Annotated in this window: 15 protein-coding genes; 7 read left to right on the top strand and 8 right to left on the bottom strand. The window is 63.6% G+C overall.

The features are described from left to right. The first annotated feature begins 7 nt into the window (after positions 1 to 7). Positions 8 to 484: a hypothetical protein gene (locus tag ISS97_RS08475; protein WP_379985270.1), complete on the top strand. Its 477-nt coding sequence runs from the start codon at positions 8 to 10 to the stop codon at positions 482 to 484. A 49-nt stretch (positions 485 to 533) separates the two neighbouring features. Here the strand turns inward: ISS97_RS08475 and ISS97_RS08470 are convergent, their stop codons facing one another. After that, on the bottom strand, positions 534 to 1,034 hold the full coding sequence (locus ISS97_RS08470; protein ID WP_379985271.1) for a cupin domain-containing protein: 501 nt from the start codon (positions 1,032 to 1,034) through the stop codon (positions 534 to 536). A 314-nt stretch (positions 1,035 to 1,348) separates the two neighbouring features. Between ISS97_RS08470 and ISS97_RS08465 the strand changes: the two genes are divergently transcribed. Continuing rightward, positions 1,349 to 2,401: a cytochrome-c peroxidase gene (locus ISS97_RS08465; protein WP_379985272.1), complete on the top strand. Its 1,053-nt coding sequence runs from the start codon at positions 1,349 to 1,351 to the stop codon at positions 2,399 to 2,401. Between the two features lie 358 nt (positions 2,402 to 2,759). Next, positions 2,760 to 4,994, top strand: a complete 2,235-nt coding sequence (locus ISS97_RS08460) for an NADP-dependent isocitrate dehydrogenase (RefSeq protein ID WP_379985273.1) — start codon at positions 2,760 to 2,762, stop codon at positions 4,992 to 4,994. Between the two features lie 65 nt (positions 4,995 to 5,059). On the opposite strand, the gene ISS97_RS08455 is transcribed toward ISS97_RS08460, so the two are convergent. After that, positions 5,060 to 5,692 (bottom strand): flavin reductase family protein, encoded by a 633-nt coding sequence (locus ISS97_RS08455; protein ID WP_379985274.1) that lies wholly within the window; start codon positions 5,690 to 5,692, stop codon positions 5,060 to 5,062. 83 nt (positions 5,693 to 5,775) lie between these two features. Between ISS97_RS08455 and ISS97_RS08450 the strand changes: the two genes are divergently transcribed. Continuing rightward, complete coding sequence (locus ISS97_RS08450) at positions 5,776 to 6,486, top strand: ArsR/SmtB family transcription factor (protein WP_379985275.1); 711 nt, start codon at positions 5,776 to 5,778, stop codon at positions 6,484 to 6,486. A gap of 49 nt (positions 6,487 to 6,535) precedes the next feature. On the opposite strand, the gene ISS97_RS08445 is transcribed toward ISS97_RS08450, so the two are convergent. Both ISS97_RS08445 and ISS97_RS08440 read right to left on the bottom strand, forming a co-directional pair. Beyond that, positions 6,536 to 7,459, bottom strand: coding sequence for a DUF2167 domain-containing protein (locus ISS97_RS08445; protein ID WP_379985276.1), 924 nt, complete (start codon positions 7,457 to 7,459; stop codon positions 6,536 to 6,538). A 140-nt stretch (positions 7,460 to 7,599) separates the two neighbouring features. Further along, positions 7,600 to 8,568: a LysR substrate-binding domain-containing protein gene (locus ISS97_RS08440; RefSeq protein ID WP_379985277.1), complete on the bottom strand. Its 969-nt coding sequence runs from the start codon at positions 8,566 to 8,568 to the stop codon at positions 7,600 to 7,602. A gap of 243 nt (positions 8,569 to 8,811) precedes the next feature. Between ISS97_RS08440 and ISS97_RS08435 the strand changes: the two genes are divergently transcribed. From ISS97_RS08435 to ISS97_RS08425, 3 genes are read left to right on the top strand one after another with little or no spacing between them, the layout of a single operon-like run. After that, a complete protein-coding gene (locus ISS97_RS08435; protein ID WP_379985278.1) occupies positions 8,812 to 9,927 on the top strand; it encodes a DmsE family decaheme c-type cytochrome in 1,116 nt (371 codons plus the stop codon). Positions 9,928 to 9,939: 12 nt separating this feature from the next. After that, positions 9,940 to 12,543, top strand: a complete 2,604-nt coding sequence (locus tag ISS97_RS08430) for an MtrB/PioB family outer membrane beta-barrel protein (protein WP_379985279.1) — start codon at positions 9,940 to 9,942, stop codon at positions 12,541 to 12,543. Between the two features lie 13 nt (positions 12,544 to 12,556). Continuing rightward, on the top strand, positions 12,557 to 13,282 hold the full coding sequence (locus tag ISS97_RS08425) for a c-type cytochrome (protein ID WP_379985280.1): 726 nt from the start codon (positions 12,557 to 12,559) through the stop codon (positions 13,280 to 13,282). 100 nt (positions 13,283 to 13,382) lie between these two features. Here ISS97_RS08425 and dbpA read toward each other — a convergent pair whose 3' ends face one another. The 4 genes from dbpA to ISS97_RS08405 form a co-directional block, all read right to left on the bottom strand. Beyond that, the gene (gene dbpA / locus ISS97_RS08420) at positions 13,383 to 14,756 is read right to left on the bottom strand and encodes an ATP-dependent RNA helicase DbpA (protein ID WP_379985281.1); all 1,374 of its coding nucleotides are present in this window, start codon (positions 14,754 to 14,756) and stop codon (positions 13,383 to 13,385) included. A gap of 49 nt (positions 14,757 to 14,805) precedes the next feature. Further along, the gene (locus tag ISS97_RS08415; RefSeq protein WP_379985282.1) at positions 14,806 to 16,224 is read right to left on the bottom strand and encodes a DUF2867 domain-containing protein; all 1,419 of its coding nucleotides are present in this window, start codon (positions 16,222 to 16,224) and stop codon (positions 14,806 to 14,808) included. Positions 16,225 to 16,287: 63 nt separating this feature from the next. Further along, positions 16,288 to 16,605 (bottom strand): metalloregulator ArsR/SmtB family transcription factor, encoded by a 318-nt coding sequence (locus tag ISS97_RS08410; RefSeq protein ID WP_379985283.1) that lies wholly within the window; start codon positions 16,603 to 16,605, stop codon positions 16,288 to 16,290. 93 nt (positions 16,606 to 16,698) lie between these two features. Further along, positions 16,699 to 17,418, bottom strand: coding sequence for a pseudouridine synthase (locus ISS97_RS08405; protein WP_379985284.1), 720 nt, complete (start codon positions 17,416 to 17,418; stop codon positions 16,699 to 16,701). Between the last annotated feature and the right edge of the window lie 12 nt (positions 17,419 to 17,430).

Genomic DNA, 17,430 nt, shown 5'->3' with positions numbered 1-17,430 from the left:
GCGACGCATGAAGCTCAACCGTATTCCGTACGTGATGGCATTCTCTTTGGTCGCGGCCCTGGCGCTCAGCGCCTGCGGCAAGAAGGAAGAAGCGGCCGCACCGCCTGCCGCCGCCACACCACCGGCAGCCCAGCCGGCTCCCGCCGCACCGGCGCCGGCCGCGGTCAGCGTGGCCTCGATCGACCTCGGCAGTGCGGTCGGCGCGGACCAGAAGGTCACCACGGCCACCACCAGCTTCGCCACCAAGGACACCATCCATGCGGCGGTCAGCACCACGGGCAGTGGCACTGCAACCATCGCGGTGAAATGGACCTACCAGGACGGCCAGACGGTGAAGGAGGACAGCAAGTCCATCGCACCGACCGGTCCGGCCACCACCGAGTTCGAGATCAGCAAGCCGGACGGCTGGCCGGTGGGCAATTACAAGGTGGACGTCTCCTTGAACGGACAGCCGGCGGGAAGCAAAGACTTCTCGGTGAAGTAAAGCCACGTGTTGGCGATGACAAAGGGCGCGGCAATGCCGCGCCCTTTGTCTATGTCCCCCGGCCCCGCCATTCACTGCATGGTGGTGCCCACCGCGTAGGCACCGGGCCCACGGGAAAGACATCCGGTACCGTGATCTGGCTGCCGGCACGGCCGGCGTAGAACACGATCAAGGTCGCGGCTTCATCGCCGGTATAGCCGCGATGCACCTGATCGACGAGCTCGGGCAGGACATCCCCGGCGATCAGTGAGCAAGTGGTCGGTCCATCCGCGGTGTGGTCGTGCTTCTCGACCATGAGCCGACCTTGCTGCACATAAGCCGCATTGATCACCGGGTGGTGATGCCATGCGAGCGTGCTATGCGGCGGTATCACGATACGCAGCACGGTGATCTCGGGCTGTCCCTGCGGGTAGGCCGGAAAGGCGGTGCCATCCCAGGACCTCGTGGTCTTGAGCAGAACTGTGCTTTCTGCGGCGCCAGCGGGCGCGACGCCAAGCGCGATCAAAAGAACGAGAGCGACGAATAAACAGGAGTGGTGGCGTACGGACATCATGACCTCCTTGCGTCGCGTCAGTGGGGTGCTGCTTGCCTGCGGATGATCGCGTATCGCGATTGCCCCCAAGTCGTTGGCGCAGCGTAGCGCGTAGAGGCGCGTTCTTGGCAGCGCTGGCGCGTCGTTCTTTGTGCGGCCGGCGATCTTCTTCTGGGGAAAGAGGCAGGCCGGAAGCACCGGCTTTCGTAGAAATCTGATTGAACGCACTGCGCCCTGACGACCAGGATCGCAGGGCCAAGGTGTGCTCTCCATGCGTAATCGAAGCCTTGGACCCGCACCTTTCTTATAGCCTCGTCCAAGGATTCGACGACATGGATCGTTTATTACGTGCACACATCGCCGCTTTTGCCGCACTTGCTACGCTCGCATTCAGTGCCGGAGCGCAGGCCGACGAACTGCAGGCCCGAGCCAATGCCCTGTTCAAGCCCATCCCGGCGCAGGCGCCGGCCTTGCCGGGAAATCAGGCGACAGCCGCACGTGTCGCGCTGGGCAAGGCGCTCTATTTCGACAGGCGGCTGTCGAAGAGCCAGCAGATCAGCTGCAACTCCTGCCACAGCATCGGCGCCGGCGGTGCGGACCAGCAACGCACATCTATTGGGCATCATTGGCAGCGTGGCGTGCGCAACTCGCCAACCACATTCAACTCGGCATTCAACTTCGTGCAGTTCTGGGACGGCCGTGCCAAGGATCTCACCGAACAGGCCGGCGGCCCGATGCAGAACCCGGTCGAAATGGCCAATACCCCGGCAGCGGTGGTAGCGACCCTGAAAAGCATCCCCGGCTATCTGCCACGCTTCAAGGCCGCGTTTCCGGGCGAGGCGGATCCGATTACTTTCGACAACACGACCAAGGCGATCGCCGTATTCGAAGCGACACTGACTACGCCGAACGCACCGTTCGACAAGTTCCTTCGCGGCGACGCGAACGCGCTCACCGCAGCGCAGAAGGAGGGGTTGCGCACGTTCATGGACAAGGGCTGCATCGCCTGCCATCGCGGCGTGAATGCCGGCGGCGAAATGTACGCCAAGTTCGGGCTGGTGAAGGCGCCGGGCAAGGAGATTCGCCCCGACGCGGACAAAGGCCGCCAGGCCGTCAGCAAGTCGCCCGACGATGCGTTCGTCTACAAGGTTCCGACCCTGCGCAACATCGTGTTGACCGCGCCGTACTTCCACAGCGGCAAAGTGCGCGATCTTGGCGAGGCAGTGCGGATCATGGGCGAGACCCAGCTCGGCCAGGCACTCAGCGATGCGGACGTGAGCAGCATCGTGATGTTCCTGGGTTCGTTGACCGGCGATCAGCCGAAGGTCAGTTACCCGGAACTGCCGCCTTCCGGCCCAGCGACGCCAGCTCCGGACTATCCGTAACAACGACTTGGCTGGCAATCACGAAGGGAGTGGCTCTGCCGCTCCTTTTTTTGTGCGTGTGCGGAACCCAGGCGGTACGGCAGGGTGGTGTCCGTACCATTCCGTACGTGTCGGCGGCCGGAGAATCAGGCAAGCGCTGCACGCTGGGCGGCCTTCTGCGCCGGCCCGCGCTTTCCCCTGTCACCCGAAAACGCGACAATGCATGGCTTTCGCGGACTCCGGCCACCCTTCCGGGCCAGCGAATCGGACGATCCGCGCATCACGAAGCCCCGTGGGCGCCGCATGGCTCCGGTCCCGGCCGAGTCGCCAGCGCCCCGCCCCGTTACCTGTCGTTGCAAGAGAGAGGTCACCGAACACCATGTCGAACGCTCCGAAGATCATCTACACCCTCACGGACGAAGCTCCCTTCCTCGCCACGCATTCGCTGCTGCCGATCGTGCAGGCTTTCACCAAGCCCGCGGGCATTGCGGTGGAGACGCGTGATATCTCTCTTGCCGGCCGCATCATCTCGCAGTTTTCGGACGTGATGAAAGACGAGCAGAAAATGGCCGACGATCTGGCCGAGCTCGGTCAGCTGGCGACCACGCCAGAAGCGAACATCATCAAGCTGCCCAACATCAGCGCCTCGATGCCGCAGCTCAAGGCCGCGATCAAGGAGCTGCAAGGGCAGGGTTATGCGCTGCCGGAGTATCCCGAGGCGCCGAGCGACGTGAGCGACTGGAACGTCCAGGCGCGCTACGACAAGGTCAAGGGCAGCGCGGTGAACCCGGTGCTGCGCGAAGGCAATTCCGACCGCCGCGCACCGCTTTCGGTGAAGAACTACGCGCGCAAGCACCCGCACAAGATGGGTGCATGGAGCGCCGATTCCAAAACGCACGTGGCACACATGGATGGCGGCGATTTCTATGGCAGCGAGAAGTCCGCGCTGGTGGAAAAAGCCACCGACGTGAAGATCGAGTGGTTCGGCAAGGACGGAAGCACCTTCGTGCTGAAGGAAAAGACCTCGATCTCGGCCGGTGAATTGATCGACGCCGCCGTGATGAGCAAGAAGGCGCTGGCCAGCTTCGTCGACGCGCAGATCGAGGACGCGAAGAAGCAGGGCGTGCTGTTCTCGCTGCATCTGAAGGCCACCATGATGAAGGTCTCCGACCCGATCATGTTCGGTGAGGTGGTCACCGAGTTCTACAAGGACGTGCTGGCCAAGCACGCCGACACGCTCAAGACCATCGGCTTCAATCCCAACAACGGTATCGGTGATCTGTACGCGCGCATCGCCGCGTTGCCGGCCGACAAGCAGGCCGAGATGGCCGCCGATGTGCAAGCCGAATACGCCAAGCGCCCCGCGCTGGCCATGGTGAACTCCGACAAGGGCATCACCAATCTGCATGTGCCCAGCGACGTGATCGTCGATGCGTCGATGCCGGCGATGATCCGCGACTCCGGCAAGATGTGGAACGCCGAAGGCAAGTTGCAGGACACCAAGGCGCTGATTCCGGATCGCAGCTATGCCGGCGTCTATCAAGTGGTGATCGAGGACTGCAAGGCGCATGGCGCCTTCGATCCCGCCACCATGGGCAGCGTGCCGAACGTCGGCCTGATGGCGCAGGCGGCCGAGGAATACGGCTCGCACAACAAGACCTTTCAGATCGCCGCCGACGGCGTGGTGCGCGTCACCGACAGCAACGGCACCATGCTGCTGGAGCACAACGTGGAAGCCGGCGACATCTGGCGCATGTGCCAGACCAAGGACGCGCCGATCCAGGATTGGGTGAAGCTGGCCGTGAGCCGCGCGCGCCTCAGCAACACGCCCGCCGTGTTCTGGCTGGACCCGGCCCGCGCCCACGACACGCAGGTCATCAAGAAGGTCGAGCGCTACCTGAAAGATCACGACACCAGCGGCCTGGATATCCGCATCCTGTCGCCGGTGGAAGCCACGCGTTTCTCGCTGGAGCGCATCCGCAAGGGCCAGGACACTATCTCGGTCACCGGCAATGTGCTGCGCGACTACCTCACCGACCTGTTCCCGATCATGGAACTCGGCACCAGCGCCAAGATGCTTTCCATCGTGCCGCTGATGGCCGGTGGCGGTCTGTTCGAGACGGGCGCCGGCGGTTCCGCGCCCAAGCATGTGCAGCAGTTCCTGGAAGAGGATTGCCTGCGCTGGGATTCGCTGGGTGAATTCCTGGCACTGGCCGCCTCACTCGAACACCTCAGCAATCGCTACAACAATGCTGCGGCCGGAGTGCTGGCCAAGACCCTGGATCAGGCCACTGGCAAATTCCTCGACAACAACAAGTCACCGGCACGCAAGGTCGGCGAACTCGACAACCGCGGCAGCCATTTCTACCTAGCCCTGTACTGGGCGCAGGCACTGGCCGCACAGGACGAGGACGCCGCGCTGAAGGCCAAGTTCGCACCGCTCGCCAAGTCGCTGACCGAGAACGAGGCGAAGATCGTCGCCGAGTTGAACGGTGCGCAGGGCAAGCCGGTGGATATCAAGGGCTACTACCGCCCGGATACCGCGCTGGTCACCAAAGCGATGCGGCCGAGTGCGACGTTCAATGCGGCGCTGGATGCGCTGGTGGCCGGATAAGAAGCCACTGTGGAAAGCACGAGAGAACGGGGCGCTTAAGCGCCCCGTTTCTTTTCAGCGCCTGATCACACCTCGGCCTTGAACGTCCTGCCGAGCGCCGAACCACGACCCATGTAGTGCCGGAACAGATAGAACAGCGGCCGGTAAGCTTGTGGGTCGATGTGCTGAGTACCCGGCACCACCACATCGGCATGTGCATGGACGCGAAGCACTTCTAGCTCGAATATTGCGTAGCCTTCAGCGCTGTCGCACCAGGCGTCCAGTGGGCGAAAGAACTCCAGGCGAACGCGCGCCTCCAGTTGCAGCGGACATTCGGCGATGCGTGGCGCGTTTACCGAAAGCGCAGGCGCCGTATGCAGGCCGCTCAATGCAAATTTGTCCGCTTCGTGCCGATAGCCGCGTTTCCAGGACGGCGGAGGATCGCGTCCGGTGGTCGGTGCAAGGCGTTCTACCGCTTCATGCATATCCTCGCCGGCAAGGTTGAGTACGCATGCTCTTTCGCGCCTTAGATTGGCGAGCCCCTGGCCGCCGCCGCTGAGACCGATCACCACGCGGTCCGCCAGTGCCCAGGCTGAGGACATCGGGGTGATGTTGGCGGAGCCGTCGGGGTTGCGTGTGGTGATAAGCACCACCGGTGTGCCGAAGTAGAGAATGGAAGGGTTAATGACGAGCGTGTCGGGTGCGCGATACATGTCCATGTCGACAGTGTCGTCCGCTGCATTGTCTTGATGTTTCGACCTGGAGCGAAACGTTCCTGCAGCGCGAGGATTAGACTGCGCCCATGAGAGACGCGACCTCATTGAATCGCTATCAGCTCGCCGAAGTCGGTGCCTTGCTGGCCGAGCCCGCGCGCGCTGCGATGCTGTTGGCGTTGTCGGATGGCACCTCACGCCCAGCCGGCGAATTGGCGCGGGCTGCAGGAGTCGGCGCGGCAACGGCGAGCGCGCATCTCAAGCGATTGCTGGAGGGTGGTTTGCTCGCGCTGCATGTGCAGGGGCGACATCGTTACTATCGGCTGGCTGACGATGATGTCGCGGCCATGCTCGAAGCCATGGCGATGCCGCGTATCAGTGGCGCAGCACTGCGTCCGGCAGGTGGCGACCCTGCGGTGCGACGCGCGCGTACTTGCTATCGCCATCTGGCCGGCCAACTGGGTGTGGCCTTCTGCGATGCCATGCTCGCGCGTGGGTATCTGCATGCGGCAAGCGAAGGTCTGCAATTGCTGCCTGCGGGAACCGAGGTTCTGGTGGAAGCGGGACTGGAGGTCGAGGGCGTCCATCAGCTGTCGCAGTTGCATGGCCGCGGTTGCCTGGACTGGACCGAGCGTCGCCTGCATGTCGGAGGCCCGCTTGGGGTGGCGATGACGGCGGCGATGCTGGATGCGGGCTGGCTGCGCCGCGCTTCGCAGGGCCGCGCTCTGGTGCCCAGCGCAGATGGGTTGCGCCGCCTTGCCGGGCTGGGTGTGCGGCTGGACGAAACCCCACCGCGCTGACGGCCCCGCCAACTCCCCCTCTCCGATCTGGAGAAGGGGAGTGCGCAGGTCATTGAGTTTTCTTGCGACCGAACAGCTTGGAGATTGCCGCGCCAATCGCGGCGATACCGATGATCACGAACTTCTTCAACGCGAACAGCAGCGCGCCAAGCTTGGCGAACAGGCCTGCCTTGGCAGCGATACCGCCGGCGACGAGCGCGCCAATACCGTAAGCAGCGAGCTTGTCGGTGCTGGCGTTGTAGTCGGTGTAGCGCTGGCCGGCATCGAACTCGGTCATCTCCAGCACCTTGGGCATGTCCGCACGCACCTGGGCCAGCTGGTCCATGGGCGCTACCGCATTCAACGACAGATAACCGCGGCGGCCAAGCACGCGGATGTCGTAGTTCAGCGAACCGGCTTCGCCGCCGCCGTCAGCCTTCTTGAAGCGGAGATTACGCGCCCAATACAGCTTGTGGCTGGCCGAGTCGTAGTGCGGCGGCTCGGCCCAGCCTGCCAGTTCGATGGCGGGATAACCTTGTTTGATGCGATCGGCGTTCTCGTCCTTGGTCGCCGCCTGCATGTCCTTGAGCATGTCGTCGTAATTGATCTTCGCGGCATCGGCATCGGAAACGTAGCCTTCGTCGACGAAGGTCACTACGACCGCCCAGACCTTGTCGTCCAGCAGCACGTGCATGTCGGTGCTGGGCAGGATCATGCCGAGGACGCTTTTGTCCGGCGGGTTGTTCCACAGTCCGGAGAGCACGCGTTGCGCGTCATCCGCGGGGAGAAAGCTGTAGCCCGGTTCGAGTTTGAGCGTGGCCTGCGCACCGGGAATGGTGACGGTGCCGGTCGCCGGATGCAGCGCGCTGAGAAAGGATTCCGCGCTGTTGGCCGTTTCGGTGGCCGCGGGTTCGTCGGCGGGTGCGGCGAAGGCCGGCGTGTTCCATGCGAAGGCCGCCAGCAGGCCGAGTGCTGGCCATAACTTGCTTGTCATAGTGAGTCCCTGAGTGTCGTCCGTGGATACGCGCCCTGTTGGACGGGGCGCGGACCGCCGTTCCCCCATTGGTGCGGCGGGTCAGGGGGCGTTTTAGCAGGAGGGATGGGGTTGCGCCAGTCCTGCACCGGCCGTTTCCATCACGCCACGGCGAGCAAGGGTTTTACGTCGCCGCTTGGCGCGCCGCGCTGCGCATCGGCCAGTATGCGCGGCAGGTGCTCCGCCACGTAGTCGATAAAGCTGCGCATGGCCGGCGTGTGTCCGTGCCGCGAGGGGTAGACGGCGTGCACATTGCCTGGCGGCAGGCTCCACGCGGGAAGCAGCGGCACCAGCTGGCCGCGCGCGATCGGTTCGCGGCAGAGGAAGCGCGGCATCTGTGCCACGCCCAGGCCGCCGGTCACCGCCTGATACAGCACCTGCAGATCGTCGCTGACAAGCGTGGGGTGATACTCGACGCGCTGCGCGTGGCCACTGGCATCGATCAGTGTCCAGAAGTGGCGGCCCTCGGCGGAGATCACGCCGACGCTTGGGATCTCGCGCAGGTCGATAGGCTGTTGCGGCGGGGCGATCCGGCGCAACAGCTCGGGGCTTGCGACCAGCATCTGCGGGTCCATGCCGAAACTGCGCAACACCAGGCTGGAATCCTGCACCGAAGCGCGCACGCGAAAAGCGATGTCGTAGCCATGCGCTACCACGTCGACCTGGTGGTGGCAGATATCCAGGTCGACCTGCACATCCGGATGCTGGCGCAGGAAACCCACCAGCACCGGTGCCAGCAGCAGTTGCGCGAACATCACCGGGCAGGCTACGTGGATGCGTCCGCGCGGGATCGCCTGCGCGTCGTCGATCACCCGCTGCGCGCGATCGGCGGCCGCAAGCATCAACCGGCATTGGTCGTAATAGCGGCGCCCGATTTCGGTGACGTGCGAACGCCGCGTGGTGCGCTGGATCAGGCGTACGCCGAGATTTTCTTCCAATCGCGCAATGCGAAAGCTCAACTGGGATTTGGCTACTCCCAGTGCGCGACTGGCCGCGGTGAAGCTGCCGTGCTCCACCACTTGGACGAAATAGTGAATGTCGTTGAGGTCCTGCATGCCCTGGGTCCCCATGGCGATACGCCGCTTTTTTCAGGCTACTCCAAGCTTTGAGCGGCTGAATGACGCGCCGCGACATATCGCGATTGTTCTCTGATCCTGGACATTCATTTTCAAAGACAGGGCTTATTCCGCTTCCGGCAAGGGTGAATACTCCGACGAGGTGCTGTGTCGATATCGGTTGCATGGTGAGTCGCCGGTGAGGGGCGACAGGGTCGATACGGACGCCGCTTCACGCTAGCCAAGGGGTTTCAAGCCATGCGTGCGAAGTCAATCTGGCTCAGTCCGCTCTCGTCGGCGGTCTTGCTGCTTGTTGCCCTATGCCTGGCGTGCTGGTCGCCGGTGATGTGGGCGCAGCAGACGGCGTCGAGCAGTTCGAGCGGCCTGAGCCAGAGCGATATCGCACGCATGCTGCCGGCTACCGACATGGGAGCGAACGACGCGCGCAATCGCGACCCGCATCTGCGGCCGGTAAGCGACAACCCGGCCACACCATTCGATGCGGCGGCGGTGCCGAAAAGCCCGCTGGCGCCAAACGCCGACGCCGTAGGCGCCAAGACCTGTATCGCCTGCCACGCGCTGGAGAATGTGCAGGCCTCGCATTCCCTGCACGTCGCTTCGTTCCGCGCCGGCGCGGCCCATACCGGACCGCAAGCGGCCTGCGAAAGCTGCCATGGCCCGGGCTCCGATCACGCCAAGAACCCCACCGCACCGGGTTCGATCATCGCTTTCACCCATGACGCCAAGACTTCCGCACAGACGCAGACCGCCGTTTGCCTGGGCTGCCATGCCGGCGGTGCGCGGCAGCACTGGCTGGGCTCGGTGCATGAGAACCGCGGTTTGTCCTGCACCGATTGCCACAACCCGATGGCGCGCCAATCGCCGGAGGGTGTGCTGGCCAAGCCTTCCATCAATGAAGTCTGCGCAAGCTGCCATCAGGACATCCGCGCCAAGTTCAACCGCCGCTCACATATGCCGCTGCCGGAAGGGCAGATGGCCTGCACTGATTGCCACAACCCGCACGGCACCATCACCAAGCCGCTGCTGAAGACCGACACGGTCAACGAGACTTGCTACACCTGCCACGCCGAGAAGCGCGGACCGTTCCTGTTCGAGCACGCGCCGGTGCGGCAGAACTGCCTCAACTGCCACGACGTGCACGGTTCCAATCAGCAGACCTTGCTGGTCGCGCCGATTCCCATGCTGTGCCAGCAGTGCCACACCATGACGCGGCACCCGAACGATCTGCAGACCACCAACGGACTGGGCACCGGGCTGGCGCCGGACGAACGGATCATGGGGCGCGGCTGCCTGACCTGCCACACCAATATCCATGGCTCCAACAACCCCTCCGGTCCCAAGTTCCACAAATGAGGGAGAGGGAACATGCGCAAGCTCCAGCTCCGACTGCTCTCCCTGATGCTGCTGGCCGCGATGCTCTCCAGTGTGGCGGCCGCACAGGTCGCCGATGGCAGCGACACCATGCGCGTGGGCGACATGCAGTACGGCAACGCACTCGATCCGCGCGGTTGGACACCGGTGATGGCGCCGGGGCAGGAGGGTTTCTCCTGGTTGCACAACGGCATGCTGCGGACGCCGACGGGCTCGCTCTATCCCTATCCGCGAGACGCCAGTGAAACACCGCTATCGGCAGGTAGCGACTGGACCTATTGGGGGCTGCTGCAACTGGGTTACATCCATATCAATGGCGACAAGAACGCCGAGTTCTTCCGCCAGTACAGCGACTGGAAGAATGGCTTCGCGCTCGGCTATTTCACGCTGAACTTTGACAACCGGCGCACCGGGCAATACGTGGAATTCCGCGGAAGCCGCATCAGCAGCGACGACCAGTACTATCGCCTGCGCGCCGGCAAGTACGGCAGCTACAAGCTGGAAGCGTTCTATCGCGACATGCCGCACACGGTGTCGACCAATGCCTATCCGGTCTGGAATGGTATCGGCAGCACCCATCTCACCTTGCCGGCTGCGTTGACGCCGGGTGGCAGTACGCCAGCGCAGATTGCGGCGGTTTCCGCGGCGGCGCCTCGCCGCACCATCGGGCTTACCCGCACGCGCACGGGTCTGTCGCTGGAAGGCGAGTTGTATCGCGGCTGGGTGGGCTCGGCCGCCATCACCAATGAGGAGCGCAACGGCACCCGTTTATGGGGCGGCCCGATGTTCTTCAATCTGGGTGGCCTGCCGGGTGGCATCAATGAAACGGTGCGCCCGATCGATTTCTCCACCACCGACATCAATCTCGGCCTGCGTAAGGTGGGCAAGGTCTGGCGTTTCGTCGGCACCTACAACGGCTCGTTCTTCCGCAGTCACAAGGATTATCTGGACTACCAGAGTCCGTTCCAGTTGCAGAACGTGCTTGGCCTGCCGCAGGTCGCCAACATCTATCAAGGCGAGTACTCGCTGGAACCGAACAACGACTATCACAACCTGCGCCTGGATCTGTCGCGGGAGTTGAAGTGGAACGGCCAATTCAACGTCGCCGCGGCCTGGGGCACCATGCGCCAGAACGATGCGTTGCGCGCGCCGGTGACCTGCACGGGCGTGGTCGGTATCGACATGCGACCGATCGGCGGACCCAACTACACCGTGCCCTGCGCCAACTGGAACACCACCGCGGCGCTATCGCAGAGGAACGCCAATGCGCGCATCGACACCGGCCTGTTCGACGCGCGGGTGAACTTTCACCCCAGTGCCAATTTCGGCTGGCATGCTGGCCTGCGTTGGTACAAGGAAGACAACAAGACCCGTTACCTCGCCTACAACCCGCTCACCGGCCAGTACGGCTACATCTCCGAAAACGGTTCGCAAGGCAGTGTGGTGCCGGGTGAGACGGGCATCTTCGATCCACGCAATCCGCTGTACTGGTCGTCCAACGTCACGGTGCGCAACGTGCCATATGGCTATACGGATACGCTGTTCGAACTGGGCGGCGACTGGCAGTTCGGCCGTCGCAACAGTCTTGGCGTTACCTACACTTTCGACCATAACGAGCCGAAATACCGCGAACGCAAGCGGGTGGACGAGCACCGCATCAAGATCGACTGGGTGATGCGCTCCATCGGCGACGCCACCATCCGCGCCAGCTACGAGTACGCGCAGCGTCGCGGCGGTCATTACAACTACGACCCTTACACGCAGTTCTTCTCCGAATCGCTACCGGGCTTCGTCGATCCCGCGACCGGCCTGCCGGCGCATACCGTGGCCGACATGCGCAAATACGACCTGTCGGACCGCAACGAGAGCAAGGCGCGTGTGATCGTGACCTATCCCTTCGGCGACGCCACCACGGTGTCCGCCACCTTCTACGGCAATCGCGACAACTACAGCACCCTGATCGGGCGGCAGAGCACGCAAAGTACCGGTACCACCTTGCAGTGGGACTGGCAGCCGGGTCCACGCACGACCGCCAGCGCGTATCTTGGCGTGGAAACCTCGCGCATGGGTATTTCCAACGTGGGTGACTCCGACGGCGCGGACAACGGCGCCGGACTCGGCACGCCGGGCCAGACCAACCCGAATCTCGGCGGGCCGCTGTATCCGTATGCCAACCAGTGGTGGGAGTTCGACCGCGAGCGCAACACCAACGCGGGCTTCACGCTGACCCACGACTTCGGCCGCGTGCGTGCGGACTTCAGCTACAACTACAGCGGATCGCTGGGCCATGTCGGCTACAACTACGCCACGCTAGGCGCGCTGGCCTATCGCGGACCCGGTGCGGCGGCTGCGGCCGGCGATGGTTTTCCCGACAACAAATACCGCAGCAACACGCTGGAGCTCGGCTTCAACGTCGACTTCACCCGCCGCTTCGGCATGCGCCTATTTGGCCGCCACGAAACCGGCAGCTTCAACGACTGGCATTACCTTGGTCTCGACCAGACCTTGGGCTATGACCACAAGATCTACACCGATAAAGGGCCGCAGCGGAATTACCGCGTGACCCTGCTCGGTGTCATGTTCAACGTGAAGCTATGAGGAGGGCGCCGGCATGAATCTCTCTCGTCCGTTCGCCCTGCTCGCTGCCGGTTGGTTGCTTGCAGGCTTCGTCACGGTCGACGTGCGTGCGCAGGATGCACCAGCCTCAGCGGCAACCACAGCGGCACATCCCGCGCCGATGCTCGATGTGCGTAAGCAGGCACCTGTGCGAGGCAATCCACAGGCCGGCGCCGGCAAGGCGGCGGTCTGCGGCGCATGTCATGGGCCGCAGGGTATCGCCATTGCGCCGAACTTCCCCCATCTCGCCGGTCAATCCACCACCTATCTCTATGTGCAGTTGAAGATGTTCAAGGAAGGGCAACGCAGCGATCCGGTCATGACCGGTCAGGCGGCACCGCTGAGCGAGGAGGACATGCGCGATCTCGCGGCCTACTACGCATCGCTTCCCGCCAAGCCCGCCGGCAAGGCCGATGCGGGTTCGCGCGGCGGCCAGCTCTATCTTGCCGGCGATACGGCGAAGGGGATTCCGCCATGCCAGGGCTGTCACGGACCGGTTGGGCAGGGGCCACGGCCGATCATGAGCAGCGCGCCGCAGCCCGCATGGCATACCTTTCCGCGCCTCGAAGGACAGTCCTCGATCTACGTCGGCAAAGTGCTGGGTGACTACAAAGGCGGCACGCGTGGCGGAAGCACCAACGGCAAGGTGATGCAAGGTGTCGTCGAAAACCTCGACGACGCGGATATCCAGGCGCTGTCCACCTACATCAATACCTTGTAGGAGCGCACCCTGTGCGCGAAACGGCCCGATAGGGCCGTGCTATCTGGCGCATGTTGAAGAGCGCAGCCCTATCGGGTCGTTTCGCGCACAGGGTGCGCTCCTACAGCGGACGCACGCGGAAGTTGCGTCCCTTGATCTTGCCCGCACGCAGACGTTCCAGCGCCTTGTTCGCCAGATCGCGCTTGATCGCTACATAGGCGCGTGTGGCAAACACGTCGATCTTGCCGATGGCATCGGCGTTCAAGCCCGCGTCGCCGGTGAGTGCGCCAAGAATATCGCCCGGACGCAGTTTGTCCTGCCGTCCGGCATCGATCACCAGCGTCTTCATCGGTGCCAGATGCAAGGTCTTGCCGCGCGGTGCGCCGACCTTGAGCGGATGCCAGGGCAGCGGCTTGCCGGTCATCGCTTCGATGTTCGCGGCCTTGGGCCGTTCGCGCGGTGTGCACAACGTGATCGCCAGGCCGGTTTGGCCAGCGCGCCCGGTGCGCCCGATGCGGTGCGTATGCGTATCCGGATCATGCGCGATGTCGTAGCTGATCACCTGCGGCAGTGCGGTGATGTCGAGGCCGCGCGCAGCCACATCAGTGGCGACCAGAATCGAGCAACTACGGTTGGCGAAACGCACCAGTACTTCATCGCGGTCGCGCTGCTCCATGTCGCCGTGCAGGGCGAGGGCGGAGAAGCCACGCTTGTCCAACTCTTCCGCCACGGCATCGACGTCGCGGCGCATATTGCAGAACACCAGTGCATGATCGGCGTGTTCTTTCACCAGCAACTGCGCGAGTGCATCGATCTTTTGCGCGGGATCGACTTCGTGGAAGCGCTGCTCGATCGTCACCTCGTCGTGCGGTGTCTCCACCGTCACTTCGACCGGATCCTTCTGCATGCGTTGGCTGATCGCGCGGATCTCGTCCGGATACGTCGCCGAAAACAGCAGCGTTTGATGATGCTTGGCGATGCGCCCGACGATGTCGTCGATGGCCTCGGAGAAACCCATGTCGAGCATGCGATCCGCTTCGTCCAGCACCAGCGTCTTGATGCCGCCGCCATGCAGGCTGCCGCGCTTCAGATGCTCCTGCACCCGGCCAGGCGTGCCCACCACGATATGCGGGTCATGCGTCAGCGACGCGAGCTGCGGCCCCAGCGGCATGCCGCCGCACAGCGTCAGTAACTTCACGTTCGGGATATTCGCGGCCAGCTTGCGGATTGCCTTGCTCACTTGATCCGCCAGCTCGCGCGTGGGGCAAAGCACCAGCGTCTGCAAACGGATGGTGTCGACATCCAGCGAATGCAACAGGCCCAGGCCAAACGCCGCCGTCTTGCCACTGCCCGTGCGCGCCTGTGCGATGACGTCGCGCCCTTCCAGGATCGGCGGCAGGCTCTCCGCCTGCACGGGCGTCATCTCGCTATAGCCCAGGGTTTCCAGGCTGGCGAGCAGGGCGGGTTTGAGGGGGAGGGTGGTGAAGGCGGTCATACGACATGATCGCATCTGCAGGGCGGGAAGTCTTGACGGGTGGGTATCTTCACGTTGCCAGAATCCGCGAATCCAGGTCTTGCTGTGCAGGGGCACGTGCAAAGGCATGCTCGGCAGCCATGCGCAGCATCGCCGGGCTGACGTGATGCCGATGCACGCGCTCGATCAGCGCGATGTACACATGGCCGAACAGGTTGGTGCAATGCACCCGCGTGCCGAGGGTGAGTTCGACATGTCGCCCGTCGACGATGCGCACACCAATGCAGGAACGGAAACGCAGATGCTTGTCGTCTGCCCCCAGGATCACCTGCGCATAACGGTCGCTCTCGTCGATCGTTTGCGCCAGCACAGGGAAGCGTTGGTCGAAGCGCTCGCAAGCGCGTGACGACAGCAGCGAGGACACGGGGCAGCCCAGCGGCGATGTGCGTAGTCCGAGAGGCTTGACCAGCGCGTTGCGCAGCGCCATCAGCCGGGACACGCTCGAAGGCGGATTGAGCAGGAAGCCGTCGAGCAGGGCGCTCAGCAGGCGAGTTGCCCCTTTTCCTGTCAGTGCAGGGTCGCTGAGTTCGAGCAGGAACATGTCTTCGTGGTGGTGGGCGCCGACGAGCTGATGGCGCAGCAGCGAATCGTCAGGTAGCTCCGCAAGCTGTTGCACGGGGAGCCCGGTGCCTGTCTTGGTGAGAAAGCCGCTCATCGGTCGCCACTGGCTCATGATGCTGCGCAGGCGGCCAAGCCCGCCGCGTATCCGTTTGCAAAGTGCGCTCTGCAAGGAATCGGGGCGCACGTCGAGCGCGAGCGAAACAGTGGGAACATCCGACGGTCGCGGTGCGGCTTTCGCCAGCCATGCCACGACGTGTTCGGGCAAGAGTTCGGTCAGCAGGGGGATGGAGGCCTCACCGGCCAGCACTTGTTGCCGGGTGGCCTCGGCCAGTTCGCCACCGAGTTCATTAGTGTGGCAGGAAAGAGCAAACAGCGCGGGATGGCGGCCTGTGGGATCGCACGGGACGAACTGGTGCCATGTCTTGCCGTTAAAGCGCACGGTGAAAAGGCAGTCGGGCGGAATGTTCACATGATGAAGCGCGCGGACGAATTGTGCCGGGTCATCGGCGAGTTCATCCGGTGTCGCGGTCGAGAAGCGCAGTTGCGCACCGCTGCTGCCCGAAACAGCTGTGAAAACGCGATGGCCGGCATGACGGTGGAAGGGATGCCCGTGTGGACCCACGGAGAACGTATAGAGCGCCGTCGCATCGCCTTTCGCAAAATCGGTACCGCCCAACTGAGTGGATGGTTCGTGGAGAGCATCGATGAACGCGGGATGTGCGCGTTGCCGTGCACAGGCACTGGCATACATCTGGTCGCCGACGCCGTGGCCGAGCTGGGCGATCAGGGTCACCTCAACCGGGATGCCACCCGACGCGGGCACGATGCGCGTGCTGGGAAATGTTGCGACGATCCTTGCCTTGCCCATGGCGCACCTCCCCTGCGGCGGCGCTATGGCATCGCCGGTTGGACTAACGATGATGTGTTCCCCTCAGCCCGGCTTGCGTGTAGCGAGCCGGCGGGATTCGCGTTTCAGCGGACCGGCCGTGGGGCAGATCTCGAAGGCGAAGCCGGTGAGCGTATTCACCAGGTTGTCCTTGTTGATCCGGTACACCACGTATTGTCCGCGCCGTTCGCTGCTCACCAGCCCCGCGCCTTCCAGCAACGACAAATGGCGCGAGATGGCCGGTGCGCTCATTTTGAAACGGCTGGCGATCTCGCCGGCGGTCAGCTCCTGGGCCGAGAGATAGGCCAGGATTTCGCGTCGTGGGCGGGAGGCAAGCGCTTCGAAGATCAGATCGACGGCCATCAGCTTTTAAGCAATTAAGATATTAGTTAAATATATAGACTTTGGTGTCCGCCAAGTCAAGCGGTCAACAAGGTTTCGCTCAATGAAGCGCCGTCACCACTGCGTGCGGTTCGGCAGCAGCCCCTTCAACTCGGCATCGGTCAGGTTGCGCCACTGCCCCGGTTTCAGATGGCCGAGCTTGACGTTGATGATGCGCACGCGGCGCAGCTGGGTGACGCGGTAGCCGAAGGCGGCGGCCATCAGGCGGATCTGGCGGTTGAGACCCTGGGTCAGCACGATGGCGAAGCCGAACTTGGCGATCTTGCGGGTGCGGCAGGGCTTGGTCATCTGGCCGTGGATACGTACGCCCTTGGCCATACCGGCGAGGAATTCGTCAGTGACGGGCTTGTTCACCGCCACCAGGTATTCCTTCTCGTGGTTGTTCTCGGCGCGCAGGATTTCGTTGACGATGTCGCCGTTGCTGGTGAGCAGGATCAGGCCTTCCGAATCCTTGTCCAGGCGGCCGATCGGAAACACGCGCTGCTGATGGTCGACGAAGTCGACGATGTTGCCGGAGACGGTCTGGTCAGTAGTGCAGGTGATGCCCACCGGCTTGTTCAGCGCGATATACACAGCGCGCTTCGCCGCCGGCGTCGCGGCGAGAACGCGCGCCTTGACGATCTCGCCGTCCACGCGCACTTCGTCGCCCTCCAGCGCCTTGGCGCCGGTGGTGACGACTTCGCCGTTAATGGTGACGCGCCCGGCGAGCAGCAGCTCGTCCGCCTCGCGGCGGGAGCAGATACCGGCTTCGCTGATGTATTTGTTGACGCGCATGGTTCAAGGTTT

It is taken from the genome of Dyella koreensis (genome assembly GCF_044904565.1).
GTDB classification, from domain to species: domain Bacteria; phylum Pseudomonadota; class Gammaproteobacteria; order Xanthomonadales; family Rhodanobacteraceae; genus Dyella_D; species Dyella_D koreensis.
The sequence above is the reverse complement of the archived record's forward strand: the minus strand, read 5'-3'. Positions and strand labels throughout refer to the sequence as shown.